Origin of the sequence: Xanthomonas sp. MUS 060, assembly GCF_000963215.1 — a bacterium.
Classification (GTDB): domain Bacteria; phylum Pseudomonadota; class Gammaproteobacteria; order Xanthomonadales; family Xanthomonadaceae; genus Xanthomonas_A.
Genome location: NZ_JZIM01000008.1, coordinates 100,828 through 126,691, shown reverse-complemented (window position 1 = coordinate 126,691; position 25,864 = coordinate 100,828). Strand labels below are relative to the sequence as shown.

At 62.3% G+C, this 25,864-nt stretch carries 22 protein-coding genes, 1 tRNA gene, 1 other RNA gene and 2 pseudogenes; 10 read left to right on the top strand and 16 right to left on the bottom strand.

What is annotated here, in order from left to right; genetic code table 11:
• Positions 1–536: 536 nt before the first annotated feature.
• Positions 537–888, bottom strand: a transfer-messenger RNA (tmRNA) gene (ssrA, locus tag XANALMUS060_RS18575).
• 293 nt (positions 889–1,181) lie between these two features.
• Between ssrA and XANALMUS060_RS10185 the strand changes: the two genes are divergently transcribed.
• Entirely contained in the window at positions 1,182–2,525 is a 1,344-nt protein-coding gene (locus XANALMUS060_RS10185) for a hemolysin family protein (RefSeq protein WP_045738290.1), read from the top strand.
• 161 nt (positions 2,526–2,686) lie between these two features.
• Here the strand turns inward: XANALMUS060_RS10185 and XANALMUS060_RS10180 are convergent, their stop codons facing one another.
• A complete protein-coding gene (locus XANALMUS060_RS10180; protein WP_045738289.1) occupies positions 2,687–2,872 on the bottom strand; it encodes a hypothetical protein in 186 nt (61 codons plus the stop codon).
• Positions 2,873–3,082: 210 nt separating this feature from the next.
• Positions 3,083–3,205 carry a hypothetical protein gene (locus XANALMUS060_RS22660; RefSeq protein WP_255352367.1) on the bottom strand — a complete coding sequence of 41 codons (123 nt, stop codon included), beginning with the start codon at positions 3,203–3,205 and terminating at the stop codon, positions 3,083–3,085.
• Between the two features lie 109 nt (positions 3,206–3,314).
• Between XANALMUS060_RS22660 and XANALMUS060_RS10175 the strand changes: the two genes are divergently transcribed.
• Positions 3,315–4,121 carry an SDR family oxidoreductase gene (locus XANALMUS060_RS10175; protein ID WP_045738288.1) on the top strand — a complete coding sequence of 269 codons (807 nt, stop codon included), beginning with the start codon at positions 3,315–3,317 and terminating at the stop codon, positions 4,119–4,121.
• Positions 4,122–4,354: 233 nt separating this feature from the next.
• Here XANALMUS060_RS10175 and XANALMUS060_RS10170 read toward each other — a convergent pair whose 3' ends face one another.
• Entirely contained in the window at positions 4,355–5,089 is a 735-nt protein-coding gene (locus XANALMUS060_RS10170) for a sulfurtransferase (protein WP_045738287.1), read from the bottom strand.
• Positions 5,090–5,118: 29 nt separating this feature from the next.
• A complete protein-coding gene (locus tag XANALMUS060_RS10165; protein WP_045727635.1) occupies positions 5,119–5,484 on the bottom strand; it encodes a DUF6164 family protein in 366 nt (121 codons plus the stop codon).
• A 66-nt stretch (positions 5,485–5,550) separates the two neighbouring features.
• Between XANALMUS060_RS10165 and XANALMUS060_RS10160 the strand changes: the two genes are divergently transcribed.
• Both XANALMUS060_RS10160 and XANALMUS060_RS10155 read left to right on the top strand, forming a co-directional pair.
• Positions 5,551–5,994 carry an FKBP-type peptidyl-prolyl cis-trans isomerase gene (locus tag XANALMUS060_RS10160; protein ID WP_045729048.1) on the top strand — a complete coding sequence of 148 codons (444 nt, stop codon included), beginning with the start codon at positions 5,551–5,553 and terminating at the stop codon, positions 5,992–5,994.
• Between the two features lie 13 nt (positions 5,995–6,007).
• Entirely contained in the window at positions 6,008–7,267 is a 1,260-nt protein-coding gene (locus XANALMUS060_RS10155) for a TIGR03862 family flavoprotein (protein ID WP_045738286.1), read from the top strand.
• Positions 7,268–7,307: 40 nt separating this feature from the next.
• On the opposite strand, the gene XANALMUS060_RS10150 is transcribed toward XANALMUS060_RS10155, so the two are convergent.
• The 3 genes and pseudogenes from XANALMUS060_RS10150 to XANALMUS060_RS10140 all read right to left on the bottom strand — a co-directional run bounded on the left by XANALMUS060_RS10150 (position 7,308) and on the right by XANALMUS060_RS10140 (position 12,872).
• Positions 7,308–9,494 carry a diguanylate cyclase gene (locus XANALMUS060_RS10150; RefSeq protein WP_045738285.1) on the bottom strand — a complete coding sequence of 729 codons (2,187 nt, stop codon included), beginning with the start codon at positions 9,492–9,494 and terminating at the stop codon, positions 7,308–7,310.
• 270 nt (positions 9,495–9,764) lie between these two features.
• Positions 9,765–11,384 (bottom strand): annotated as a pseudogene (locus tag XANALMUS060_RS10145) (FMN-binding glutamate synthase family protein); the annotation flags it as partial.
• Between the two features lie 201 nt (positions 11,385–11,585).
• Positions 11,586–12,872 (bottom strand): nucleotide sugar dehydrogenase, encoded by a 1,287-nt coding sequence (locus tag XANALMUS060_RS10140; protein WP_045738284.1) that lies wholly within the window; start codon positions 12,870–12,872, stop codon positions 11,586–11,588.
• A 110-nt stretch (positions 12,873–12,982) separates the two neighbouring features.
• Between XANALMUS060_RS10140 and XANALMUS060_RS18570 the strand changes: the two are divergent.
• Together XANALMUS060_RS18570 and XANALMUS060_RS18565 are read left to right on the top strand one after the other, a co-directional pair.
• Positions 12,983–13,129 (top strand): annotated as a pseudogene (locus tag XANALMUS060_RS18570) (IS3 family transposase); the annotation flags it as partial.
• Positions 13,130–13,208: 79 nt separating this feature from the next.
• Entirely contained in the window at positions 13,209–14,162 is a 954-nt protein-coding gene (locus XANALMUS060_RS18565; protein WP_200894034.1) for a hypothetical protein, read from the top strand.
• A gap of 145 nt (positions 14,163–14,307) precedes the next feature.
• Here the strand turns inward: XANALMUS060_RS18565 and XANALMUS060_RS10135 are convergent.
• The 3 genes from XANALMUS060_RS10135 to serS form a co-directional block, all read right to left on the bottom strand.
• A tRNA-Ser gene (locus tag XANALMUS060_RS10135) sits at positions 14,308–14,397 on the bottom strand.
• A 195-nt stretch (positions 14,398–14,592) separates the two neighbouring features.
• On the bottom strand, positions 14,593–15,528 hold the full coding sequence (locus XANALMUS060_RS10130) for a LysR family transcriptional regulator (protein WP_045727641.1): 936 nt from the start codon (positions 15,526–15,528) through the stop codon (positions 14,593–14,595).
• A gap of 213 nt (positions 15,529–15,741) precedes the next feature.
• Positions 15,742–17,022 (bottom strand): serine--tRNA ligase, encoded by a 1,281-nt coding sequence (serS, locus tag XANALMUS060_RS10125; protein ID WP_045738307.1) that lies wholly within the window; start codon positions 17,020–17,022, stop codon positions 15,742–15,744.
• Between the two features lie 130 nt (positions 17,023–17,152).
• Here serS and XANALMUS060_RS10120 point away from each other — a divergent pair, with 130 nt between their 5' ends.
• Positions 17,153–17,815 (top strand): energy transducer TonB, encoded by a 663-nt coding sequence (locus XANALMUS060_RS10120; protein WP_045738283.1) that lies wholly within the window; start codon positions 17,153–17,155, stop codon positions 17,813–17,815.
• A 382-nt stretch (positions 17,816–18,197) separates the two neighbouring features.
• Here XANALMUS060_RS10120 and aroA read toward each other — a convergent pair whose 3' ends face one another.
• From aroA to serC, 3 genes are all read right to left on the bottom strand, one after another.
• Positions 18,198–19,511, bottom strand: coding sequence for a 3-phosphoshikimate 1-carboxyvinyltransferase (gene aroA, locus XANALMUS060_RS10115; protein WP_152640461.1), 1,314 nt, complete (start codon positions 19,509–19,511; stop codon positions 18,198–18,200).
• A gap of 100 nt (positions 19,512–19,611) precedes the next feature.
• Positions 19,612–20,772, bottom strand: a complete 1,161-nt coding sequence (gene pheA, locus XANALMUS060_RS10110; RefSeq protein WP_045738281.1) for a prephenate dehydratase — start codon at positions 20,770–20,772, stop codon at positions 19,612–19,614.
• A gap of 78 nt (positions 20,773–20,850) precedes the next feature.
• Positions 20,851–21,936 (bottom strand): 3-phosphoserine/phosphohydroxythreonine transaminase, encoded by a 1,086-nt coding sequence (gene serC, locus XANALMUS060_RS10105; RefSeq protein WP_045738280.1) that lies wholly within the window; start codon positions 21,934–21,936, stop codon positions 20,851–20,853.
• Positions 21,937–22,089: 153 nt separating this feature from the next.
• Here serC and msrP point away from each other — a divergent pair, with 153 nt between their 5' ends.
• Positions 22,090–23,058 (top strand): protein-methionine-sulfoxide reductase catalytic subunit MsrP, encoded by a 969-nt coding sequence (msrP, locus tag XANALMUS060_RS10100; RefSeq protein ID WP_045738279.1) that lies wholly within the window; start codon positions 22,090–22,092, stop codon positions 23,056–23,058.
• A 136-nt stretch (positions 23,059–23,194) separates the two neighbouring features.
• Positions 23,195–23,767 carry a protein-methionine-sulfoxide reductase heme-binding subunit MsrQ gene (gene msrQ, locus XANALMUS060_RS10095; RefSeq protein WP_045738306.1) on the top strand — a complete coding sequence of 191 codons (573 nt, stop codon included), beginning with the start codon at positions 23,195–23,197 and terminating at the stop codon, positions 23,765–23,767.
• On the opposite strand, the gene XANALMUS060_RS10090 is transcribed toward msrQ, so the two are convergent.
• Positions 23,736–24,533, bottom strand: coding sequence for an FHA domain-containing protein (locus XANALMUS060_RS10090; protein WP_045738278.1), 798 nt, complete (start codon positions 24,531–24,533; stop codon positions 23,736–23,738). The two genes, msrQ and XANALMUS060_RS10090, sit on opposite strands and share 32 nt — an antisense overlap.
• A gap of 124 nt (positions 24,534–24,657) precedes the next feature.
• Here XANALMUS060_RS10090 and XANALMUS060_RS10085 point away from each other — a divergent pair, with 124 nt between their 5' ends.
• On the top strand, positions 24,658–24,933 hold the full coding sequence (locus XANALMUS060_RS10085; protein ID WP_012916205.1) for a polyhydroxyalkanoic acid system family protein: 276 nt from the start codon (positions 24,658–24,660) through the stop codon (positions 24,931–24,933).
• Positions 24,934–25,076: 143 nt separating this feature from the next.
• Here the strand turns inward: XANALMUS060_RS10085 and XANALMUS060_RS10080 are convergent, their stop codons facing one another.
• A complete protein-coding gene (locus tag XANALMUS060_RS10080) occupies positions 25,077–25,796 on the bottom strand; it encodes a hypothetical protein (RefSeq protein WP_045738277.1) in 720 nt (239 codons plus the stop codon).
• Positions 25,797–25,864 lie beyond the last annotated feature (68 nt).

Sequence of the window (25,864 nt, the reverse complement as noted above, 5' to 3'; positions counted from 1 at the left end):
AATAACGAACCTTGATCTGCACGAACCTTGATCTGCACGATGCGCTCAGCGCATATGCCTTGACGCCCACTGGTCAGCGCTCACCGATATGCCAGATCTGATCTGGCGCAGGTCAGCGAAATTCATGATTTTTCACCCTTCAACAAGGGACGGTTTTTGTACCAGCGCATCGCATTCTCGGTCGGTCGCCTCTGCTAGAGCATGCGAAGAAGCAAACCGATGGCTCGTAAACCCGCGTCAACACACGACTCTGCCTCTTGTATGTTCAAGAGGTCAGCAGAGAACGGAGAGAGTCGCCTCTGCTAGAGCATGCGAAGAAGCAAACCGATGGCTCGTAAACCCGCGTCAACACACGACTCTGCCTCTTGTATGTTCAAGAGGTCAGCAGAGAACGGAGAGAGAAAAACGGCGGGATGAGCGCTGGAAAAGGCACCTGCGGCAGGCGCATGCTCAAGAGGCCAATGCCGGAAGCCCCGCCAACATTGGGGTTCCGGGCATAAAAAAACCCAACCGAGAGCGGTTGGGTTCTGGATGAATGGTGGAGGTGGGCGGAATCGAACCGCCGTCCGAAGGCACTCCATCCCCGGCACTACATGCTTAGCTCATCGTTGCATCTCGTCCCGGAACAGCACGATGTGCGAAGCGCATCCCGGGACCAGCCTGCTTGATTTAGCCAGTGGCTGACAGGCAGCCACCACCGACGATTCCGTGATAATGACCCTACGTCGCGAGCACGGACACAAGCGATTTCGGGGCTAGGCCTTAAGCGGCCAGAGCGTAGTTGTCGTCGTTGGCAACTATAAGTTTGCGGCTGGATTTACGAGGAAAGCTGCCCCCTCGGCATGCGCCAAGCGATTTTGCAACCCCCGTCGAAACCAGTGCACCCCCGGGGAGAACGTCAAACGCTGACTGTCACAGTGTAAGGATTGGCGAGGACTGTCACAAGCCTGAGGCCGGCGTTATTTCCTGGCATGCCGCCGGCGATCATATTTGCCAATCATCGCCGAGCATCGCAATCCAGCAGGACCGACCTCCGAGGGAACACAGCTGCCGCGATGGTTTGTTACCATGTGACGCCACCCCTCGCCGGGTGCATGCTATGGAAGACGCATCTCATCCCCCTTCGCTGCGCCGCCAAGGCGCCCATGTCCCCGCGTCCCTCGCCGCCAGGGAGCGTGCGCATGCTTGAACTGTTGATCGTGGCGGCCCTGGTGCTGCTGAATGGCTTCTTCGCGATGTCGGAGATGTCACTGATGACGTCGCGCAAGAGCCGGCTGAAGCAGATGGCGCAGTCTAGTTCGCGCGCCGCCAAGGCATTGGCGCTGGCCGAGAATCCAGAGAACTTCCTCTCCACGGTGCAGATCGGCATCACCGCCATCGGTATCCTGACCGGCGTGTTCGGCGGCGAGGCCATCGGCGCAGCGATTGCGACCCGGTTGCAAGCGCTGTTCCCGACGTTGGCCGCGAACTTTACCCTGATCGGGCAACCGCAGCCGTATTCGGCCGTGATCGGCAAAACGCTGGCAATCGTCCTGATCACCTTCCTGACGCTGATCTTCGGTGAACTCGTCCCCAAACGTCTGGCACTGACGCGTTCGGAAACCATCGCCAGCATCGTCGCGATCCCGATGGGTTGGCTGGCACGAATCGCCGCCCCCGGCGTTTGGCTGCTGTCGCGCTCCACCCGACTGGTGCTGCGCCTGTTCGGTCTGGGCAAGGACGAATCGGCATCGGTGACCGAAGAAGAAATCCGCATGCTGGTCGCCGAAAGCCATGAGGCTGGCGTGATCGACGCGCACGAACGCAACATGATGAACCGGGTCATGCGGCTGGGCGACCGCACCGCGGACAGCCTGATGACCCCGCGCAATCGTATCGCCTGGCTGGATGCCAACGCCGAGCCGCAACGCAACTTGCAGGTGATGCACGAACATGAATTCTCGCGCTACCCCGTGTACCGCGGCAACGATCAGGACATCGCCGGCGTGCTGGAAGTGAAGTCACTGGTGACTCGCATGGGCAACGGTGGTGAGCAGTTGTTCCAAAGCCTGCGCGACACGCTGTTCGTGTCCGAATCCACCCATGCGATGAAGCTGCTGGAGATTTTCCGCGAGGAACAGCAGTCCATGGCGCTGGTGGTGGACGAGTACGGCGAGATCCAGGGACTGGTCACGGTCAGCGACCTGATGGGCGCGGTGGTCGGCCGTCTGCAATCGGTGGACAACGCCGACGAAGACGCATTGGTCGTGACCCGTGACGACGGCTCGCTGCTGATCGACGGTTCGCTGGCAATCGAGGACCTGCGCGAGTTGCTGGGTGGCGCGGAATTGCCCAGCGCCGAGGAGAACGACTACAACACGCTGGCGGGCTTGTGCATCTACTACTTCGGACGCATCCCGCATACCGGCGAGTTCTTCGACTGGGCCGGCTGGCGAATCGAGATCGTAGACCTGGACGGCGCACGCGTGGACAAGCTGCTGTTGCGCAAGCTGCAGGACGAGAACAGCGATGACATCACCGCGTGAATGGCATTCGCAAACGCAAGCAAAGGCCGCTGTGTCTAGGAAAGCGGCGCGGTAGTGCGTAGCCAGGCACAGGCTTGTGCCTTCAGGGCTGTGGATGTACCACGCGTGGAGGCAAACGCTGCATTAGCCAACGCCACGCTGCAACGCCGACAGCCCCTTCCTCACCCCTGCAGAAGACGCAGGTCCGATTCGCTGACGAACATGTGACTCACGCGCGGCACGCTGGTGTGCATGTCACGGTCATCTGAAACATGACCGCGCAAACGCTCCAGATAGATCGACATCTGCTGCAAGGCGGCTTCCAGCCCACAGTCGTGCACAGAAGGCGCAGCATGTTGTTCGCTCATGTCGTCATCACCTATAGAACCTGATTGACCGAAGCCGCATCACTGCGACCGATAGCCGCAGTGGAACACGGTGCTAGCAGATGACACACCCGACAAAATCAACTAGCCGTGAAGACGTTTCGATCCTGTGATGCACATCGACACAATAGACCCGACTGCCGGAGCGGCACCTGCTTTCTGCGCATGCAATTGCGCAAACACTTCCAGAATTCATGCCGCAGCGCTGGCCTCGCTCACGACATCGGCGAGAATGTAAGACGTACATAACTGTGCGATGTCGTCGTAGCTGTTGGCAATCAACAGCAGCCACTCGTCACGGCAATGTTGCAGCAACAACAACCCGAACGCGGATGTACGCTGGCATCGCTATCGGTCATCAGCGGCGACGCCTGCCGCACCGCATCCCCGACACGCTGTGCCCCCACCCTGCCCGAGTGCCACCATGTCCCTTGTACCGCCGTCCTCTAGCGTTTCCCTGTTGCCGTTGCGTGATCGTGTGGTATTGATCAGCGGCGGCGCCCAAGGTATTGGCCGCGGTGTGGCGCATGCGGTGCTGGACGCCGGCGGCTATGTCGCAATCGGCGATCTCGATATCGAAGCCGGGCGTGCCTGTCTGGCCGAACTGGATGCAGCAGACCGGATGCTATTCCGGCGCCTGGATGTGACCGCCGAGACGAGCGTGCGCCGTTTCATCGACACCGCGCTAGCACGATTCGGACACATCGACGGCTTGGTCAACAATGCCGGTATCGCCGATCCATACACAGGACCGATTGAACGCCTATCGTTGCGCGAGTGGCAACGGCGCCTGGCCACGAACCTGGGCGGCGCGTTCCTGTGCAGCAAACACGCGCTGCCCGCCCTGAAGGCCAGCCGCAGCGGCGCGGCGATCGTCAATATCGCATCGACCCGCGCACACCAGTCGGAAGCGGACAGCGAGGCCTACGCCGCAGCCAAGGGTGGGCTGGTGGCATTCACCCATGCGCTGGCGATCAGTGCTGGACCTGCGGTGCGGGTCAACTGCATCAGCCCAGGCTGGATCGCCACAGACGCATGGCGCAAGCCGAGCACGCGACGTAAACCAATCCTGTCGCGGCAGGATCACGCCCAACACCCGGCTGGCCGCGTGGGCACGCCGCAGGACATCGGCGCACTGGCGGTGTATTTACTCTCGGAACAGGCAAGCTTCATTACCGGTCAGGACATCGTGGCGGACGGTGGCATGACCCGGAAGATGCAGTACGCCTGAGCGCAACAGGCTGACACAGACATGCTTGCGTCCAGGCCATGACGGCGGTCTGTCACGACCACTCGCGTCAGCCAGCGCCAATCAGATTTGACAGCGCGCTGGAGGCATCTCAGATATCGACTGCTGTCTCCAAACCCAGCTTCAACCGCAGCGCACATGCGAAAACGCGCGCGGAAAAATCAGCACCAGCGGCGACTGGATCTGCAACGCACGCCTGATGCCGACGCAGGCATCTACGGTACCAACGGCTGCAGGTGCGGATCCAGCGCCACGCGATCATCAAAGACGAAGCAGCGGCCCTCGTACCCCTCGCCGCCCACTTCCTCGAAGTAACCGAGAATGCCGCCATCCAGTTGCAGCACGTTCTCCATGCCATCGGCGCGCATCCACAAGGCCGCTTTCTCGCAGCGAATCCCGCCCGTGCAGAAGCTGACCACGGTGGCGTCGGCCAGTGCCGTGCGATGCGGTGCCAACGCCTCGGGCAGCTCGGTGAACTTGACGATCGGCAAGGTCAGCGCACCAGCGAAGGTGCCATGTTCAACTTCCTGCGCATTACGCGTGTCCAGCAAAACCACGCGCCGACCGCTGTCGTCATGGCCCTGGCGCAGCCAACGCTGCAACGTGAGCGGCGCCACCGCAGGCGCGCGTGCGCCGGCCAATGGCGAGGCGGCGTCGCGACGGAAACTGATAATTTCAGGTTTGACCTTGGCTTTCAGCCGTGCGAACGGTTGCTGCGCGCTGACGCTGGTCTTGACCCGCAGATCGACGAAGCGCGGATCTGCCCGCAACTGCGCGTAAAAGGTGTCGATGGCCGCTGTCGCTCCGGCCAGGAATAGATTGATGCCCTCCCCCGCCACCAGGATGGTACCGCGCAATCCGCCCTGTTCGGCCGATGTGTGCAATTGCGCGGCAAGCGCATCCGGATCGTCGACAACGACGAAGTGATAGGCAGCGGTATTGGCGATCATCTGCGTATTTTAGCCTCGCAACTGCAGCTCTAGCCGCGCAGTAGCACGAATGGCAACAGCACCAGCGAGGCGACCAGCAGCATGCCGAGCAAGGTGCCCAACACGAACAGTGGACGCCGTCGCAACAAACTGGCGAAGGTCTCGGCGCTGCCATCACGCAACGCCGCCGCGCGCTCGGCACGGGCACGCGCCCCACGCTGTGTCTGGTAATCGGCCAATAGCGCCTTGGCACGCGCTTGGTCGGCATCCTCGCGCAGCCAGATGCCGCCAGCGGAGATGCCAAACGTGCCGGCTCGGGTTTGGTAGTAATCGATGCACGCAGCATCGAGTAGCGCGCACACCTCGGTGTGTTCGTCCTCTGGCACGTCGCGCAGGTTGAGCAATAGTTTGGCCATGCGCCGATGATAGCCGCTGCGGCGATGCGCTACCCTTGCACGCCCTGTCCGCCGTGGATGTTGCTCATGCGCCGTGTCCTGCTGTTGTTGAGTCTGTCGTTGCCAGCCTGGCTGTCGGGCGGCTGCACCCCGCCAGGCCCGCCGCCAGGAGGCCGGATCGCCAGCTTCCAGGCACTCGACGAGCGCGTCGGCAACGGTGCGCAGGCGCACTCTGGCAATCGAGTGACCGTGCATTACACCGGCTGGCTGTACGACGAACACGCCAAGGACAAGCAAGGCATGAAATTCGACGCCTCCGCCGACCATGGTCAACCCTTTTCCTTCCTGCTCGGCGCCGGTCAGGTGATCCGTGGCTGGGACGAGGGTGTGACGGGGATGCGCGTGGGCGGTAAGCGCCGATTGCTGCTGCCACCGGAGTACGGCTACGGCGACAACGGCGCAGGCGGCGTGATCCCGCCTGGCGCCTCGCTGGTGTTCGACGTCGAACTGCTCGACATCACGCCGCATTGAGCCGGTTGCCGCGATGTCCGTCAGCAAGCCCGGCGCCCGCGTGCACGGTCGTATCGCCATCGTCGGCGGCGGCCCAGCAGGGCTGATCGCCGCCGAAACCGCGCGCGCGGCCGGCGCCGAGGTTGATCTGTACGAAGCCAAGGGCTCGGTCGGGCGCAAGTTCCTGATCGCTGGCAAGGGCGGACTCAACCTCACCCACTCTGATCCATTTACCGACTTCGTCTCGCGTTACCGCGAACGCGCCACCGCCGTCGGCGACTGGCTGGCCGATTTCGATGCGCAGGCACTTCGTGCCTGGGCGCAGGCGCAAGGCGTGGAAACCTATGTCGGCAGCTCCGGGCGGGTGTTCCCACTGGACCGCAAAGCGGCACCGCTGCTGCGCGGATGGGTGCGCCGACTGAAGGACACAGGGGTCCGCTTCCACGTCCAACACCACTGGGATGGTTGGAACGCCGATGGCGCGTTGCGCTTTTCCAGCGCCGACGGCGACTCCCTGGTCCAAGCCAACGCCTGCGTGCTGGCCTTGGGCGGCGGCAGTTGGCCGCAGCTCGGTTCCGATGGCGCCTGGCAGGACACACTTCGCGCACACGGTGTGGCCCTGGCACCGCTGCAGCCGGCCAACTGTGGCTTCGATGTGGCCTGGAGTGCGCATTTCCGCGAACGTCATGCCGGCGCGCCGCTGAAGCCGGTGCGCGTGCACTGGCACGACACCGATGGCCGTGCGCAATCGCTACAAGGCGAATGTGTGGTCAGCGACTCCGGTATCGAAGGCAGCCTGATCTACGCGCTGTCGGCGCAACTGCGTGAGACGATCACCACGCATGGGCCGACCACATTATGGCTGGATCTGGTGCCAGGCCGCGCCCTGCAACGTCTGCAGGACGAACTTTGCAAACCGCGCGGTGGGCGCAGCTTCGGCGAACACCTGCGCCGGCAGGCTGGAATCGATGGGGTCAAAGCCGCTCTGCTGTTCGAAGTGCTGGGCAAGCAGGCCGGCCAGGATCCGGCCCAGGCCGCTGCCACACTCAAGCGCCTGCCGCTGACCCTGTTACGGCCGCGGCCACTGGCCGAGGCGATCAGCAGCGCCGGCGGCGTGCGCCTGGAAGCGCTGGACCCACACCTGATGCTGCACGCCCGGCCAGGCACCTTCTGCGCGGGCGAAATGCTCGACTGGGAAGCGCCGACCGGGGGCTACCTGCTCACCGCCTGCTTCGCCAGCGGGGTGCGCGCCGGTCGTGGCGCCGTCGCCTGGCTACAACGCCCCACTGGCTGAACACGGCAACGCCCGGTACATGGGCGCGCCAGTACCGCGCTCAGAGCGTCGCGATCTGCACGCGACGGTTCGGGTCGCGTTTGGCCGCATACATTGCCTCGTCCGCGCGCTGCGTGAGCAATGTCGGGTCAAAGCTGGGGCCAGTCTGCACGGCAATGCCGATGCTCGGCTGCAACGGCAGCCGCTGGCCCTCGACCAGACAGCCCTCGGCGGCGACAGCCAGGACCCGCTCCGCCGCCGCGATCGCTTCGTGCTGCGGATCCTCGAGAATGTCGAACAAGACCACGAATTCGTCACCGCCCAGCCGCGCGATGAAGTCTTTCTCGCGTAGGCACGTCTTGAGCAGGCGGGCGAAATGCACCAGCACCGCGTCACCGACATGGTGGCCGTAACGATCATTGATGCCCTTGAAATCGTTCATATCCAGGAACATCAACGCAGCGTGGGCATCGCTGCGACGCCCAGACTGATTGAGCATTTGACGCAGAGCCTGATTCCAGGCCATGCGGTTGGGCAGCCCGGTCAGCTCGTCGTGCAGCGCACGCGCTTCCATCATTCGCGCAGACCGGGTCTGTCCGGTGATGTCGCTGACCATCATGTGGAAACCGGCACGTTGCGGTGCCAAGGCATCGTCCGGCACTAAGCTGAAATGCATGATCCGCGCCTCGCCGGCCGCATCGTTGAGCTCGGCGTCGAACTGCGCCGGCTGCCCATCCAGCGCCGGCAACATGTGCGGGGCAAGCAGTTCGAACTGCACCGTATCCAGCACCTCGCGCAGATGACGGCCTACGATCTGTGTCGGCAGCAGCGCGAACCAATCGGCATAGGGCTTGTTGACGAACTGAAAGCGCAGGTCACGGTCGACGTAGGCGATCAGTGCCGGCGCATTATCGGCAATTGTGCGTAACTGCGATTCGCTGTGGCGCAGACGCTGCTCGGCCAATTGCCGCTCGGTGACATCCTGAATTTGCGAGACGAAATGCACCGGACGTTGGTGTTCGTCGCGCACCAGCGATACCGCAAGATGCCCCCACAAGGTGCGGCCATCACGACACAGGTAGCGCTTGTCCAAGTGGTAATCGTTACGCTCGCCGGCAACCAACTCCTCCAGCAACATTCCGTCCCTGGTAATGTCCTCCGGGTGCGTAATGTGCTTGAAATCCATATCCAGCATCTGCTCGCGAGTGTAACCGAGCATCGCGCACAAGGCGTCGTTGACCTCTAGCCAGCGTCCTTCCAACGACACCAGCGCCATGCCATGAGCTGCTGCCGAAAACGCACCGGAGAAGCGTTGCCCAGCAAGCAGCGCCGCACGCGTGGCCTCACGTTCAGCGGTGATATCGCGCATCACGCACACCGCGCCGAGAAGGTGCCCATCGGGTGCATACAGACGCTCTGCATTGCACAGCACGCTCCGCTTCTGCTGCCCCTTGGCGGCGATCACAATCTCCACGTCGCGTATCGATTCGCCACGCCAGGCGCGCACCAGCGGTACCTGTTCCATTTCGAGCAGGCGTTCGCCATCGGCGTCGAACAGGTTGAAGTACTCCGGCCATTGCGCCGGCGGTAGCGCGCGAGGATCGGCGCTATGCCATTGCCGCGCAATGTGGTTGAACTGGCCCAGAGTGCCGTCGGCGGTGCACGACACCACCGCATCGGGCATAGTCTCCAGCAGCAACGACAGGGTCTGCGCCTGGGTCTGGGCGATACGGCCATCACGGCGCGTTTCCAGTTGTGCAGTGACCTGCTTGGCTAAGCGTTGCAGTCCTTCGCGCTGACGCTCGCTCAACTGCCGCGGCTTGGTGTCGATCACGCACAAGCTGCCGTAGATGTAGCCGCCACTTCCCAGCAAAGGCATGCCGGCATAGAAACGGATGTGCGGTGAACCCAACACCAGCGCATTGTCGGCAAAGCGCGGATCCAGCAGTGCATCGGGGACCTCCATCAATTGCGGCGACAACAGCGCGTAAGCGCAGAACGCCAGCTCGCGCGGAGTCTCGATCACGTCAAGCCCACAGCTCGCCTTGAACCATTGGCGCCGCTCGTCGATCAGCGACACAATCGCAATAGGGACCTCGCACAGTTGACTGGCAAGCCATATCAGATCGTTGAAAACCGACTCAGGCGGCGTATCCAACATCTCCAGTTCGGCCAACGCACGCAATCGTTGCGGCTCCCCCTCGGGCAATGGCAGAGGAATGAAGGAAGGAGGCTGAATCTGGCTCATGCGGGGCATGCATTTGAAATATAAAGAACACAATAGCCGGCCAGGGCGTCAAGGGACAATGAGCCTGACGGGGTCACGACGCTGGTCGGACTCTGCGCAACCGCCAATCACTGCGGCTCCCTCCCCTGTCCCCGTCATCGGCACCATGCCGGGACCCCTGCCATCAGCCAGATCAGGCCTGGCGCAGCCCGCAGACATGCCATCATGTTCCAGCCCCACCCCTTTTTTAGCAGACGCGGGCTGCGTGGAGCTGAATCTACAGGGCGCTGAACGTGACTCACTGTTCCTTGGGCGAGGAGCCCGTGCCGGCGGCTGAAACGAATCGCTGCGCGCAACTTCCCAATAATCGCGGAACACAGCATGGTCGGGGAGCTTACGCAACAGTTCGCCCGGCTCAAGATAAGAATACAGCGACGCCAGCGAGCGGATCTCCACATGCGAAATCCGACGCATAATGTGTTCAGGCTCAAGCTGTGCTGGGTGTCGCAAGCCAGCGGCACTGAGCAACTCGGCCAATGCCTTGAGCGTATTGGCGTGATAGTGCGCGACCCGGTTGGCCTTGTCGGTCGGATCCAGGTGCTGCCAGCGGCGGCGGTCCTGGGTGGCGATGCCGGTCGGGCAACGGTCGTTATGGCAGCTCAAAGACTGAATGCAGCCCAACGCGAACATGAAGCCGCGCGCGGCATTGCACCAGTCCGCCCCCAGCGCCAGGGTCCGCGCGATGTCGAAGGCACTGGTGATCTTGCCAGCCGCGCCAAGCTTGACCCGCTCGCGGATGTCCAGTCCGACCAGGGTGTTGTGCACCAACAGCAGGGCCTCTTGCATCGGCACGCCGACATGGTCGATGAACTCCGCTGGCGCCGCGCCGGTGCCGCCCTCGGCACCATCGACGACGATGAAGTCCGGGTACATTCGGCTCTCCTGCATCGCCTTGGCGATGGCGAACCACTCCCAGGGATGACCGATGGCCAATTTGAACCCCGTCGGCTTGCCGCCAGACAGCGTGCGCAGCCTGGCGACGAACTGCAGCAGCTCCAACGGCGTGGAGAATGCCGTATGTCGGGACGGCGATACGCAATCCTGACCAAGCGCCACTCCACGCGTGGCCGCGATCTCGACGCTGACCTTGGCCGCCGGCAGTACACCGCCATGACCAGGTTTGGCCCCCTGCGAGAGCTTGATCTCGATCATCTTGACCTGCGCCAAGGTGGCGCTGGCGACGAACCTCGGTTCGTCGAAGTGCCCGTTTGCATCGCGGCAACCGAAATAGCCCGAGCCGATTTCCCACACCAAGTCGCCACCACCTTCACGGTGATAGGGCGAAATCGAGCCTTCCCCGGTATCGTGATAGAAGCCGCCCTGGCGCGCGCCGCGGTTGAGTGCGCGGATGGCGTTGGCCGACAGCGCACCGAAACTCATCGCCGAAATATTGAATACGCTGGCCGAGTATGGCTGCGCGCAATCGGCACCCACGGTGAGGCGGAAGTCATGATCGGCAATCTCGGCGGTGGCCAATGAGTGGTTGATCCACTCGTAATCGGCTGCATAAGCACTACGCTGAGTGCCGAACGGCACAACATCCATGACGTTCTTGGCACGCTCGTAGACCAAGACGCGCTGTTGACGCGAGAACGGCGCTTCTTCGATATCGCTCTGCAGGAAGTATTGACGCACCTCCGGACCAACCGATTCCAAGCCATAGCGGAAATGCGCCAGGATCGGGTAGTTGCGCCGCAACGTACTGCGCGTCTGCAATAAATCCACCGTGCCAAGTACGGAAAGCACAGTGAATGCGACCACGCCCAGACCCCACAGCGGCCAGATCGTGCACAGCGCGATAGACAACGCCAGCAACAGACAACTGGCGATATAAGCTAGGTAACGGCGCATGACGTTCCTTGCGGGAGTCGAAAGCCAGCGGCGAGTGTAGGCGCTGACGGCTGGCAATGACGTCGGAACGCAACTGCACCGCTCCACCCGCATACAGCGTCAGTCAGAGTCGCTAACAAAACGACTGCGTCCCGCAATCACCCGACAGCAACTCACGACGTTTGTTAACCACTGTGAACCATCCGGATAATGCCGACGCAGCTATAGCCGGTCGTCCACCGCCTCGCGCGGCCACACCGACTTGACGTCGTAGACCACCAGATCCGAGTTACCCAGCGCACGAATCTGCGTGGCAGTGAAGCGACGATAAGCATCGTGCGCCACCGCCAGCACCACCGCATCGTAACGACCCGGGACCGGCGCGGGCAGCAGGTCGACGCCATGCGCATGCGCGGCCTGCGGATCGGCCCACGGATCGCAAGCGTCCACGCGGGCACCGGTGGCAGCCAGCGCCTGGACCAACTCCAGCGCTCGACTGTTGCGCAAATCCGGGCAGTTTTCTTTGAAGGTAACGCCGAGCACAAGTACATGGGCCGCCACCATCGGCACGCCCTTGCCGGCCAGCAACGCCTGCACTCGCGCGGCGACATGCGCACCGACCCGGTTATTGACCTTGCGCGCAGTATGGATCAGATCCGGGTGATAACCGACGCTTTCGGACTTGTGCAGCAAGTAATACGGGTCCACGCCAATGCAATGACCACCGACCAGACCGGGCCGGAACGGCAGGAAGTTCCACTTGGTCCCCGCAGCCTCCAGCACATCCTGCGTATCAATCTCCAGCCGATCGAAGATCAACGCCAATTCGTTGACCAGCGCGATATTGACGTCGCGCTGGATGTTTTCCACCACCTTGGCCGCCTCGGCCACGCGGATCGAAGGTGCACGCCAAGTGCCTGCCGTGATGATCTGCGCATACAGTGCATCGACCGCAGCGGCGGCGGCGGCATTGGAGCCGGAGGTGATCTTGCGGATATCGGTGAGGCGCCGCTGACGATCACCGGGACTGACCCGCTCCGGGCTGTAGCCGCAGTGAAAATCGACGTTGCAGCGCAAGCCCGAGCCCTGCTCCAGCAGCGGCACACACACTTCCTCGGTCGTGCCCGGGTACACCGTGGACTCGTAGATCACCAGATCGCCGTGCTTGAGTACGCCGGCCAACAATTGGCTGGCCTGGCGCAGCGGCTGCAAGTCCGGCTGCTCATGCGCATCGATCGGGGTTGGCACGGTGACGATGTAGACCGTGCGGTCGCGCAACGCGGCCACATCGTCGCTGTAGTGCAACTGTACGCCAGCGCGCAACTCCTCGGCCTGCATCTCCAGGGTCTGATCGTACCCAGCACGCAGTTGTGCCACGCGTCGTGCATCGATGTCGTAGCCAAGGGTGTCGTAGCGCGCACCGAACGCCACCGCAAGCGGCAGGCCGACATATCCGAGGCCGATGACGGCAATGCGCGGGGACGGATCGAACAGAGTTTCGACAGGCATGCCGTTCCTTTGCTGGGCATCTGCGGCAGCGTGCCGCTGGCGCGGGGTGCGAGGGGTGCGAGCTGCTTCCACAGTCCGCATAAGATGCCAATGGTAACCGGGGTAGAACCCGGCGGATCTATCCCGGCAAAGACGCTGAACGCGCCGAGGTGTTCGACTATATCGAGATGTTCTACAACCCAAAACGCCGTCACAGTTCAAATGGCGACCTGTCGCCTGTAGAGTTCGAGCAACGCTATGCGCAACGAGGGTCTTGAGTGTCTATGGAACCCTGAGCATATCATTTAAAATTGGCTAAGAAGGCTTAGCATCACACATAGATGCAAGGATATCCACATGTCCTCACCAGATCGCTTTAAACAATCGGTAATTATTACCTTAGCAAAGCGCGCTGCTAATCGCTGTTCGAATCCAGCCTGCCATGCGATTACCAGCGGCCCCAGCGAGACCCCTGATGAATCAATCAACCTAGGAGAGGCCGCCCATATATACGGAGCAAACCCAGGATCAGCTCGATACGATCCTTCAATGATTTCGGCAGATAGGAGCTCAATCACCAATGCAATTTGGCTGTGTGGAAATTGCCACAAATTGGTAGACGATGATCCAATTCGATATCCAGCTGGCCTGCTTTTCGAATGGCTTCACGAACACGAGCGAAAAATCGCGAAAGAGGTTGGGAAAGCAGCAGCCGAGACCAGAGAACGCTATGAGCGCCGCCATTTAGAAGAGTTCGGGCGCCTTAGCTACCTTGCAGAACGACTTATTCTTGAAAAAGGAGATTATTGGAAACACCTACTGACCGCAGAAGTTATTAGATTTGAAACAACCCCCATCATCAAGCGATACAATGCCCTTAGGCGCGGCCTATATCTAAAGCCTTTGACTCGTATCGACAGAGATAGAACATTAGCGTGGATTTCTGACAAATCGGCAGAAATTGCCCAGATTGTTCACGCATTCGGCGAACTAATAAGCAGTGAAATTAAACGTTCCTGGGGCGAGCCCGGTGTAGCAGGAGATGACCTCGATATCGTTACAACTTCTCGCCTATTCGGCGAGGTCTGTATGGCCGCTTTATCTTGGGAAGAGTCAGTGCGCTTCGCGCGATTAGACGATATTTTTAAAGAAGTCCACTACCTGTACCTGGGGGTCGCAGGCGCATTTTTAGATAATGCTGAAAAAATTCCTAAATTCCTCTCAGACACAATTGCACAGAAGCCTACCTCTGGAACTTACGAACTCACCTTAACACAATCGAACTACCGGCAGGCTGGTCTGAATCAGTAATGAGAGCCTTGGCCCGCGTAAGAAATGCCATGTAGCCGTTTAAGAAAGATGTATGCTCACCATGTATCCACTTGCATGGATCAGCGTAGGTAACGCCGACGTCGCATATTATTTTCCATAAAAATCTATAACTTAATTTATAGATTGGCGGAGAGAGTGGGATTCGAACCCACGGAAGGTTTGACCCTTCGCCGGTTTTCAAGACCGGTGCCTTAAACCGCTCGGCCATCTCTCCGATTTCTAACGACTGCATACCGCCAAAAATTCCGCAGCATGCGCACATGCCATGTCGAACCTATCGACGTAGACATGACTTCGCGCTGTGCCAAGGCAGACATCCCACATGTTGCTGCCTGCCGACACCGCCGTACATTTTCGCACGCCAGCGCCTGTTTTGCTCGCCGACCTCGGCAGACATCGAACTGATCCGCTATCGACTGTCACCACCACAGTGCAAACGCGAGGCTTCGAGCTGCCCTGGCAGGTGTTCGGCGAGGAAGTCAATGAACACCCGCACCGCCGGCAGCAAGCCACGGCGCGAGGCGAACACCGCATGGCAGATGCCCTGCGGCAAGGACCATTTCGGCAATACCACTTCCAGTTCGCCGTTGCGCACCGCCTCCGCACAGACCGTCTCGGGCAGCAAGGTGACACCGAAGCCATCCTTGACCATCGATTGCAGCAGCGGGAAGTCGAACCCAGCCACGCGCGGCTGCAAATCGACGCGACGTACTTCGCCTGCAGGGCCATGCAGTTCCCAATGCTGCCGCACCTCGTCCTCGCTGATGCTCAGGGTCACGTGCGAGGTCAACTCTTCCGGCTCTTTCGGACGCCCGGCGCGGTCAAGATATTTGGGGCTGGCCACCAGCAATTCTTGCACGTGACCGAAGCTGCGCATCACCAGACTGCCATCGTCGTCCAGGCGCGAGCGCACGCGTAAAGCGACGTCGTAGCCTTCGTTGATGATGTCCACGCGACGGTTGCTGATGTTCAACTGCAACCGCACCTTGGGATATTGATCCAGGAACATCGGCAACAATTTAGGTAGCTGCATCTGCGCCAGCGATACCGGCACGCTGACCCGGACCAAACCACGCGGCTCGATACTCAGTCGGTCCACCACTTCGCGCGCGGCCTGGGCTTCGGCCAGCATCATCTGCGCATGGCGGTGCACGTTCATCCCCAGATCGGTAACGGCGAAGCGGCGGGTGGAACGCTGCAGTAGACGCACCCCGAGGTCGCTTTCCAACTGGCTGATGCGACGGCTCAAGCGCGACTTGGGAATCCCCAGCGCACGCTCGGCAGCGGCGAAGCCACCGTGATCGACCACCATCGCGAAGTAATACAGGTCGTTGAGGTCGTGCATGTTTTTTCGATCTTCAGAACGATGGGGACAATCGGATCCAATCGACTCTTATCTTACAACGACATCCGCAGTATAGAGCGATCGCATTCGTTACGATGCCCTATCATGCTCCAACGCCCCGCATATCGCCGAACGAACTGTAGACGGACGAGCGCAACCAGCGCAGTACGCGTCCGTCGTCCGGCAAGGACTCAGGCGTTTTGTTAGCCGCTCTCAACCGATACGTTCGACCCCGCCCATATAGGGCTGCAGCGCCTGGGGCACACTGATCGAGCCATCGGCGTTTTGATAGTTCTCCATCACCGCGATCATCGCGCGACCAACGGCGGTACCGGAGCCGTTGAGCGTGTGCAGCAGCTCGGGCTTGCCGGTGGCGGGATTGCGCCAACGCGCCTGCATGCGCCGTGCCTGGAAATCGCCGCAATTGGAGCAAGAGGAAATCTCGCGATAGGTCTGCTGCGAGGGTAGCCAGACTTCCAGGTCGTAGGTTTTGCTCGCCGAAAACCCCATGTCGCCGCTACACAGCAACATCTTGCGATACGGCAAGCCGAGCGTCTCCAGCACCACTTCGGCGCAACGGGTCATGCGCTCGTGTTCGGCGGTGCTCTCTTCGGGGCGGCATACGCTGACCAATTCCACCTTCTCGAACTGATGCTGGCGGATCATGCCGCGGGTATCGCGGCCACCGCTACCGGCTTCGGAGCGGAAGCACAACGAATGCGCGGTCATGCGCAACGGCAGCCGCTCGGCTTCGACGATCTCGTCGCGGACCAGATTGGTCAGCGAGATCTCGGAAGTGGAGATCAAGTAGCGCTTCTGTTCGCCCAGTGCGGTGGCGAACATGTCCTCCTCGAACTTGGGGAGCTGACCGGTGCCGTACAGGCTGTCGGCGTTGACGATCACCGGTACGTTGGTTTCTTGATAATCATGCGGGCCGGTATGCAGATCGAGCATGAACTGCGCCAAGGCGCGATGCAGCCGCGCGATCGGGCCACGCAACACGGTGAAGCGCGCGCCCGACAGCTTGGCGGCGGATTCGCCGTCCAGCCAGCCGTGTTGCATCCCCAGCTCGACGTGATCCTTGACCTCGAAATCGAACGTGCGCGGCGTGCCCCAACGCTGCACTTCGACGTTGTCGGCCTCGTCCTTTCCGGCCGGCACGTCGGCATGGGGTAGATTGGGAATCTCCAGCGCCAGCGTCTCCAACTGGGCGCGGATCTCGTCCAGACGCTGCTCGGAGGCCTTCAGTTCGTCGCCGAATCCAGCTACCTCGGCCATCAGTGCAGTCACGTCCTCGCCCTTTGCCTTGGCTTGGCCAATCGCCTTGGAACGGCTATTGCGCAGGCTCTGCAATTCCTGGGTCCGCACTTGGATGCGCTTGCGGTCGGCCTCCAAAGCCTCCAGAGCGACCACATCCAGGACATGGCCACGGCGGCTGCGCAGCTGTTCGGCAAGGACGGCGGGCTGTTGGCGAAGCAAAGCAGGATCGAGCATGGATGCGGCAGGCAGTGGCAACGAATACGCCATTATCGCCTGTCTGAGGTGGCTTTGCCGACGCTTGGCAACGCAGTGTGCGATTCACCAGCGCCATGCCAGAATCGATGCGCTATCCACGGTGAATCCCATGCCCACCTCGCCCCCGTCCTCCCGCTCCGCCCGCGTATTGCATTTACCGTGGCGCCTGCTCGCGATCACCGGCAGCGCCTTCGCCGCCGGTCTGCTGTTGTTCTGGGCGGTCTGGCTGGTCGGACGCAAAAAAGACGACGATTCCCATCAGCCGCAGACAACACAGGTGCCGCAGGAAACAGCGGCGATCAAACCGCTACCGGAACCGCTACCCGCCAGCAATGGCGCCGCCAGCGAGATGCCGCAGGCCAAACCGGCACCGCCCCAAGAGACGCCGAAGCTGGTCGAAACCACCCCCACCCCACCACCTGCGCGCACCTCAAGCGCAGCGACAGCCGGCACCGCGACCAACGTTGCTTCCCATGCCACTGGATCGGCGACCAGCGACCGGCCGGTCCCGATCGAAGGTCAGATGCCGCCGCCACGCTATCCGGTAGAGGCGTTGCGACGTGGCGAGGCCGGTACGGTGTTGGTCCGCGTCGACGTGGACAACAGCGGGATACCCACCGGCGTAGCCCTGATCAAGCGCAGCGGCTCACGCGATCTGGACCGCGCGGCGATGGACAGCGTGCGCCGCTGGCGCTTCCGTCCAGCGCAACAGAGCGGCCAGCCGGTGCCGGCCAGCATCGAGATCCCAATCGACTTCAAGCCCGGGCCATAGCTGAATCCAAGCACTGACACACCGACCGTGTTCACATGCAAGTGACACGGTGCGCGAGGATCTTCGGCAACACTACCGGCGTCCTCTCACGGTGCAGGAGTGCCGTCATGTCGAGTCACTACAAGACGACACCGCATCCCAATAGTTGGCGACACGCCCCTGCGCCACCAGTAGGTGCCGACCAAGGTTCTCCATGGGCATGGATGATCGTGATCGCGCTGGCATTGGCGGCGTGCGGGTGGTGGCTAGCGTTCGATCAGGACTCGGGCATCGGCAGCCCACACACGTCATCGGCTACACCGGCCAACGACCCGCCACGCCCAAAGGGCGCAGGCTGATACCCTGGGGCGGCGCGCTAGACGCCCCTGTTCCTACTCCGCTATCAGACTTCGCGCAAAGCGAAACCCGCATGACGCGCCAGGGTGTCGAAGCCGGGGAACGACGTCGCCACATTGGCAACCTCTTCAATCCTCACTTCACCCTGTGCCAACTGCCCCGCGATGGCGAAGGCCATCGCGATGCGGTGATCGCCATGACTTTCGATCCTGCCCGCGCCCAAGGTGCCGCCGTGGATGGTGGCACCATCCGGCGTCTCATCGACAACGATGCCGAGCGTGCGCAGACCGGTGGCCATCGCCGCCAACCGATCCGACTCCTTCACTCGTAATTCGGCAGCGCCACTGACCACGGTCTGCCCCTGGGCCGCAGCGGCAGCGATAAACAGCGCTGGGAACTCGTCGATCATGTCCGGCACCACCGTTTCCGGGATCTTTGCACCGCGCAGCGAGGCATGGCGCACGCGCAGATCGGCCACCGGCTCGCCACCATGCTCGCTGTGGTTGTGCTCGACGATGTCCGCGCCCATCAGCCTGAGTGCCGCAAGCAACCCGGTGCGACGCGGATTGAGTCCGACCGCCTTCAAGGTGATGTCCGAGCCTGGAATGATGCTGGCCGCGACGATAAAGAACGCGGCAGAAGAGAAATCCGCCGGTACCGCGATATCGGTGGCGCGCAGGCGCTGGCCGCCGCGCAAGCGTGCCTGCCCAGGCGCGAACGCAATCTCCACTCCGAACGCGGACAACATGCGCTCGGTGTAGTCGCGGGTGGGATGCGGCTCCTGCACCGAGGTGACACCTTCGGCATACAGACCGGCCAACAGCACAGCGGACTTGACCTGCGCACTGGCCACCGGCGAGACGAAATCGATCCCGTGCAAGGCCTGACCACCATGGATACGCAGCGGCGGCACGCCATTGGCCTGGGTGTCGATCCGCGCGCCCATCGCCGCCAGCGGCTCGGTCACCCGACGCATCGGCCGCTTGGACAACGACGCATCCCCGACCAACACGCTGTCGAACGGCTGCGCCGCGAGCAGGCCCGCGAGCAGACGCATGCCAGTGCCGGCATTGCCACAATCCAATTCGCCCTGCGGTGCACGCAGCCCATCGACGCCAACACCATGCACGAGGCGCTGCGATGGCGAGGGCGTTTCGATCCGCACCCCGAGTTTGGCGAAGATCGCCGCAGTCGAGCGGGTATCCTCGCCTTCGAGAAAGCCATCGATCCGCGACACACCATCGGCCAGCGCCGCGAACATCACCGCCCGGTGCGATACCGATTTGTCGCCCGGCACCGTCAACGTGCCCTGTAGCGCCGTCCCTTTCGTTGCGATCCAGCTTTGCTCGTTGCTCATCATCGTTCCTGAAATCCTTCACCAAACCCCGAAGGGCCACCGCCACATCACGGCGATTGCCGCCGTGACACTCGGCAGCGCACTGCGGGCATGGACAACACGATCACGGTACCGACACCGGATACGACCCCAACACCTTGATCTGCGCCGAGTGCGCCTTCAATTCGGCCAACGCCTGCTTCATCGCCTCGTCCTCCACGTGTCCGGCCAGGTCGATGAAGAACCCGTACTCCCACTTGCCCTGATGCGATGGACGCGACTCGATCCGATTCATGCTGATGCCATGGCGCGCGAATGGGCTGAGCACATCGAACAAAGCGCCAGGCTTGTCGTGAATGAATACCAGCACCGAGCTGCGATCGTGCCCGGACGGCGGAAAAATCTTGCGCCCGATCACCAGAAAACGCGTGGTGTTGTCGGCATCGTCCTCAATCGATTTGGTGACGACCTTCTTCAGCGCGTACACCTGCGCCGCGCTCTCGCCGCCGATGGCTGCCGCATCGTCGGCATTGCGCGCACGCCGCGCGCCCTCGGCATTGCTGGACACGGGGATCTTCTCAACCTTGGGCAGGTGCGCGCGCAGCCAGCCTGCGGTCTGCGCGAAGGCCTGCGGATGCGCGTAGATGCGCTCGATCGCATCCAGCCGCCCGCTGCGCGAGAGCAGGAACTGATGCACGCGCAACTCGGTCTCGCCGCAAATCTTCAGCTTGGAGGTGATGAACATGTCCAGGGTGACCTGGATGGTGCCCTGCCCGGAGTTTTCCACCGGCACCACGCCGAAATCGGCATTGCCGTTCTCCACTTCCTGGAACACCTCCTCGATCGACGCCATCGGCATGCCCACCGCCGAGCGACCGAAATGCTTGAGCACCGCTTGCTGGCTGAAGGTGCCTTCCGGGCCGAGGTAGCCGATCTTGAGCGGCTCCTGCTGGGCCAGACACGCCGACATGATCTCGCGGAACACGTGCACCAGCACTTCGTCGCTGAGCGGGCCCTGATTACGGTCCACCACCATCCGCAACACTTGCGCTTCGCGCTCGGGACGGTAGTAATCCACTGCTGCGGCAAGCTTGCCCTTGGCCAAGCCGACCTGGCGGGCGAACTGCGCGCGCTCGGCGATCAAAGCCTGGATGCTGCGGTCGATCTCGTCGATCTTGGCACGCACGTCGGCCAGCGCGGGGGAGGTGGACTTGGCGACGGTGCCGGAGATCGGCTTGGACGCTTTAGTACCAGCGGAAGGGGATTTTTTCGGCGTTGCGGCCATGACTCATGATTCCTCGATGTTCCGGATATGCCGACAAGGCCATCCGGTCGCGGCTGAAGCCGCTTCTACAGTGACGACTCAACCGTTGCGTTGCTGAAAATCGCGCATGAAATCGACCAATGCCTGCGCTCCGGCCAGTGGCATGGCGTTGTACAGCGAGGCGCGAATACCACCGACCGCCTTATGCCCCTTCAGCGCCAGGAGCCCGGCCGCCTTGGACTCGGCGACGAAACGCGCGGTGAGCGTGTCGTCGGGCAGGAAGAACGGGATATTCATCCGCGAACGCGCCTCAGGTACCACCTGATTGCGGTAGAAGCCGCCGGAGGCATCGATCGCCGTGTACACCAGCGCCGACTTGGCGCGGTTGCGGCGCGCGAATTCTTCCACCCCGCCCTCGGCCAGCATCCACTTGAACACCAGCCCGGCCAGATACCAGTTCCAGGTTGGCGGCGTGTTGAGCATCGAATCGCGCGCCACGTGCGAGCGGTAGTCGAAGATGTCCGCTCGCGGCTGGCCTGCGCGCTGCAACAGATCGCGACGGACGATCACCACCGCCACGCCCACCGGGCCAAGATTTTTCTGCGCACCGGCATACAGCAGCGCGTACTTGGAGACGTCGATCGGCTCGGCGGCGATACTGGAACTGAAATCGGCGAACAGCGGCACCGCTCCAACATCCGGCGTCTGACGAAACTCCACGCCATGAATGGTTTCGTTGGCGGTGATGTGGACATAAGCGGCATCGGCACTGAGCTGCCAAGTACTACGCGCGGGAATATCGCAGAAACCGTCGGCCTCGCTGCTGGCAGCCACATGCACATTGACGTAAGGCGTGACCTGCTTGATCGCCGTCTTGCTCCAGTGCCCGGTGACCACGTAGTCCACGGTCTGCCCGGGGGCGGCGAAGTTCAACGCCAGCAACGCCTGCTGGGTGGTGGCACCACCGGACAGGAACAGCACGGCGTAGTCGTCGCAAATGCCGAGCAACTGCCGTAGATCGGCCTCGGCCTGCGCGGCGACCTCCATGAATTCAGGGCCGCGATGACTCAGTTCGACGAGGGAAGCCCCCACGCCATTCCACTCCAACATCTCCGCCTGCGCCTGACGCAGGACCGATTCCGGCAAGGCAGCGGGGCCGGCACTGAAATTGAACGCGCGGGTCATGGGGCACCTATCCGAAAGATCCCCTAGTATGCCGCAGCGCAACAGCTTGCGGCCTGGCAATTTAGGTTGCAGATGCATCCATTGGCCTGGCGGACGCGTAATCTGTGCTGAAGTCACTGTCATCACTCACTCGCCTGCAGCCAGGAGTCCGCCATGTCCTTGCGCGATGCCCTCAACATTCCCAGTCGTGAGATCACCGACGAGGCGGTCTATCGCGACCGGCGGCGTCTGCTGCAAGTGTTGGCACTGGGCCCGATGTCGAGCCTGGTCGGCTGCGCCGCCGCCGAGCCACCGGCACCACCCAAAACCGTGGTGACCGTGGAACAAGCGCGCAGCGGCTTTCGTACCAACGAAGAACTCACCCGCTACGAGGACGTGACCAGCTACAACAACTTCTACGAATTCGGCACCGACAAGACCGATCCGTCGAAAGCGGCCAAGACCCTGCGCCCCTCGCCGTGGTCGGTCAAAGTCTCCGGCGAATGCGAAAAACCCGGCACCCTTGCACTGAACGACCTGCTCAAGGGCAGTACGCCAGAGGAGCGCATCTACCGCCTGCGCTGCGTGGAAGGCTGGTCGATGGTGATTCCATGGCTGGGGGTACCGTTGGGCGAGGTGCTCAAACGCTTTGCGCCGACCTCCAAGGCCAAGTACGTCGCCTTCACCACCCTGGCCGACCCGCAGCAAATGCCGGGCATCCGCTACCGCTCGATCGACTGGCCGTACAAGGAAGGCCTGCGTATCGACGAAGCGATGCACCCGCTCACCCTGCTCGCCACCGGCCTGTACGGCAAACCACTGCCGCAGCAGAACGGTGCACCGCTACGCCTGGTGGTGCCGTGGAAATACGGTTTCAAGAGCATCAAGTCAATCGTCGAGATCCGTTTTGTCGAACGCATGCCGGAAACCGCCTGGCATGAACTGCAACCGTCCGAATACGGCTTCTTTTCCAACGTCAATCCCGCCGTGGATCACCCGCGCTGGAGCCAGAAGACCGAACGTCGCATCGCCGGCAAGGCCAGCAAACTGTTCGCCGAACGCATCCCGACCCGCCCATTCAATGGCTATGCCGATCAGGTCGCGGCGCTTTATGCTGGAATGGATCTGAAGAAATGGTATTGAGCGTGCGCGATTGTGGACGGCTGATGAAAGGCCGAAAAACGACGGACACAACCGCAATGCACTGCGAGATGGCGGCGTGAGCCGTCGGGCATCGCGCGGCCTGATTGCGGCCAAAACGGTGGTGCATGGAGTGGCGATGCTGCCGATGGCCTGGCTGGGTTGGCAGTTCTGGCAGGTCTGGCAAACCGGCAGCGATGCACTCGGAGCCGATCCGGTGGCTGCCATCGAACACCGCACCGGCATCTGGGCGTTGCGGTTGTTGTTGCTGACTCTGGCCATCACGCCGCTGCGGCAACTGACCGGGCAGGCAGTGCTGCTGCGCTTCCGGCGCATGCTCGGGCTGTACGCGTTCTTCTACGCCTGCATGCATCTGGCCGCGTATCTGGGACTGGATCTGCGCGGTTACTGGGCGCAGATCTTCGAGGAGATCGTCAAGCGTCCCTACATCACGGTCGGCTTCCTTGCCTGGCTGCTGCTGATCCCACTGGCGATCACCTCCACCCAGGGTTGGATGCGCCGGCTCAAGCGCAACTGGGGCAAGCTGCACAAGGCCATCTACGTAATCGGCGTACTCGCCGTACTGCATTTTTGGTGGCTGGTGAAATCGGATATCCGCGAACCGCTGCTGTACGCGGCGATCCTGGCCTTGCTGCTGGGCTGGCGCGCTTGGCGTGCGCTCAGCGCGCGCCGAACCACAGCAGTCCGCTGAGCGCGGCGGCCAGGAGCAGTGCGCTGAGCAACAGCCACGGCCACCGACGCGCAGTCGCTGGACGCGTGATCGTGGTCTGCGCCGGAGTCTGCGTCGCACGCGCAGGAACCTGCATCTGCGGCTCGCCGCCGCTTGCCTGCGGCATTTCCAATACGAAGCGGTGTTGTGCGTCGAACACCACTTGATCGCCCGATTGCAGCCAACAGTTGCGCACCACGATGCCATTGACCTGGGTCTGCGCGTCACCAAGACCGCGCAACAGCACTCGCTCGCCATGTCGCTCCAGGCGTGCATGGCGCTCGGCGAAGGCGGGGTCATCGATGCGGATGTCGCACTCGCGCAGGCGGCCGACATGGCGTATCCGGTCAAGGGTGACACTGCGTCCGTGATGCTGGCCGCCGAGGCCACGCAGGACCAGGCAAGGATCCTCGTCCGTGGTATCGCGGGGATCGGGCGGGCGTTGCAGCGATTGACACTCGCCCTGCACCATCATTTCCACACCGTCGACATAGACCGCGTCGCCAGCGCGCAGCAGCGCCATCCGCCGCACCGGCCGTCCGTTCACGTGGATGCCACGACTGCCTTCAGCGACCTGCAACCACAAACCACGCCAATCCAGGCGAAACTGCGCCAGCAGCCGCGCTCCCTGGCTGTCCTCGACCAATCTCACCTCACCGCTAGCCAATCGCACGATGGGATGTACGCCCGCGCACAGGGGCCAGTCGGGTTGTTGGCGGTTGCTGAAATGGACTTGCAGGTCGGGCACGGCGCGCAGCCTAGCAGGTTGAACGCGTGCGCAGAAGAGAAGCGCGCGGCACCTGGACAATACGGCGCACATCCGCACAATGCAGGATCGTTTATGCGGGCCCTTCGCCCGCGCAGGAGCCAGCATGTCCAGCATCGACATCCGTCACGACCATGGCAAGACCCCCGCGCAAGCGCGCAAGGCGATCGACGCCGCCGCCAAGAAACTGGCCGAACGCTTCGATCTGGAATCGCGCTGGGAAGGCGATGCCCTGCTGTTCTCACGTTCCGGGGTGGACGGGCGCATCGAACTGTTGCCCAAACAAGTACACGTGACGGCCGAACTGGGCTTCCTGCTATCGGCAATGAAAGGCACGGTGGAAAGCGAGATCCAGCGGGTTCTCTCCGAAAAACTCAGCTGAACAGCGCAATCCACGTTTGGACTGACGAAGACGCAGTGGCATGGATATCCACCTGCGCGCGACCTCTCTCCCCTATCCCGCCCCCCTGCGGTCATCGCTGCGGTTGAGATGACGGACTTGGACATCAGGCGCACACGGCACTGTCAGTCGAGCGCGAACGGCTGTGGGTGACCTGCGAACAGCCGCTGCGACGCGGCGCGTTCGGCAGTTTCGATATCGTTGATAAAGCCCTGCGCATCGTCGAGGCTGGAGAACGCATCGAAACCCTGCTCCAAGAATTGCTGCAATTGCGACAATCCTGCCGCCCTGGCCGGCCCGCGAGCGAAACGCAGCAGCATGCGCACGCCAGGGGTCCTTACCGCCGAGGCCAAACCCAGGCCGACGTCGGCGATCAGCTCGATTTGGCGCCGACGTAAGCGCGGCAAACCCGTCCGCCGGTACGCCCGGGCATAGAGATCCATCTCCAGGCGCGGCTCCTGCGGTGCCAGTGCATGCAGCACGGCGGCCATGCGCAGGTCCAAGGCGTGGGTCAACGCGCCCAGCTCGATGCCATCGACGACCGTGTCCAGCAACGCAGCGGGCATCAGCCGCTGCATCATCGGCAGTACTTTGACGAGATCGGCATCACGACGGCTGAAGTCGCGGTCACCATAGATGTCGGTGAGAAAGAACATCGCCGCAGGACGACGCTGCGGATCGTGCAGGAAGTGCGCAAAACTGTGCTCCAACCGCTGCGACTGCCAGCGCCGTAGCGCCTGCAACCAGGGCAGCGCGTTACGCGGCTCGCGTGCCGGATCGTGCAGCGCCTGATGCCAGGCCAAACGGCGGCCGAGTCGTTCCAGGACGGGATTGCTGCGCGCCATGGCTGTCGATGATGGTCGCAGCCCGCGACGACCGCAAGCAGTGGCGCTCGGCTACACTCGCACCACTG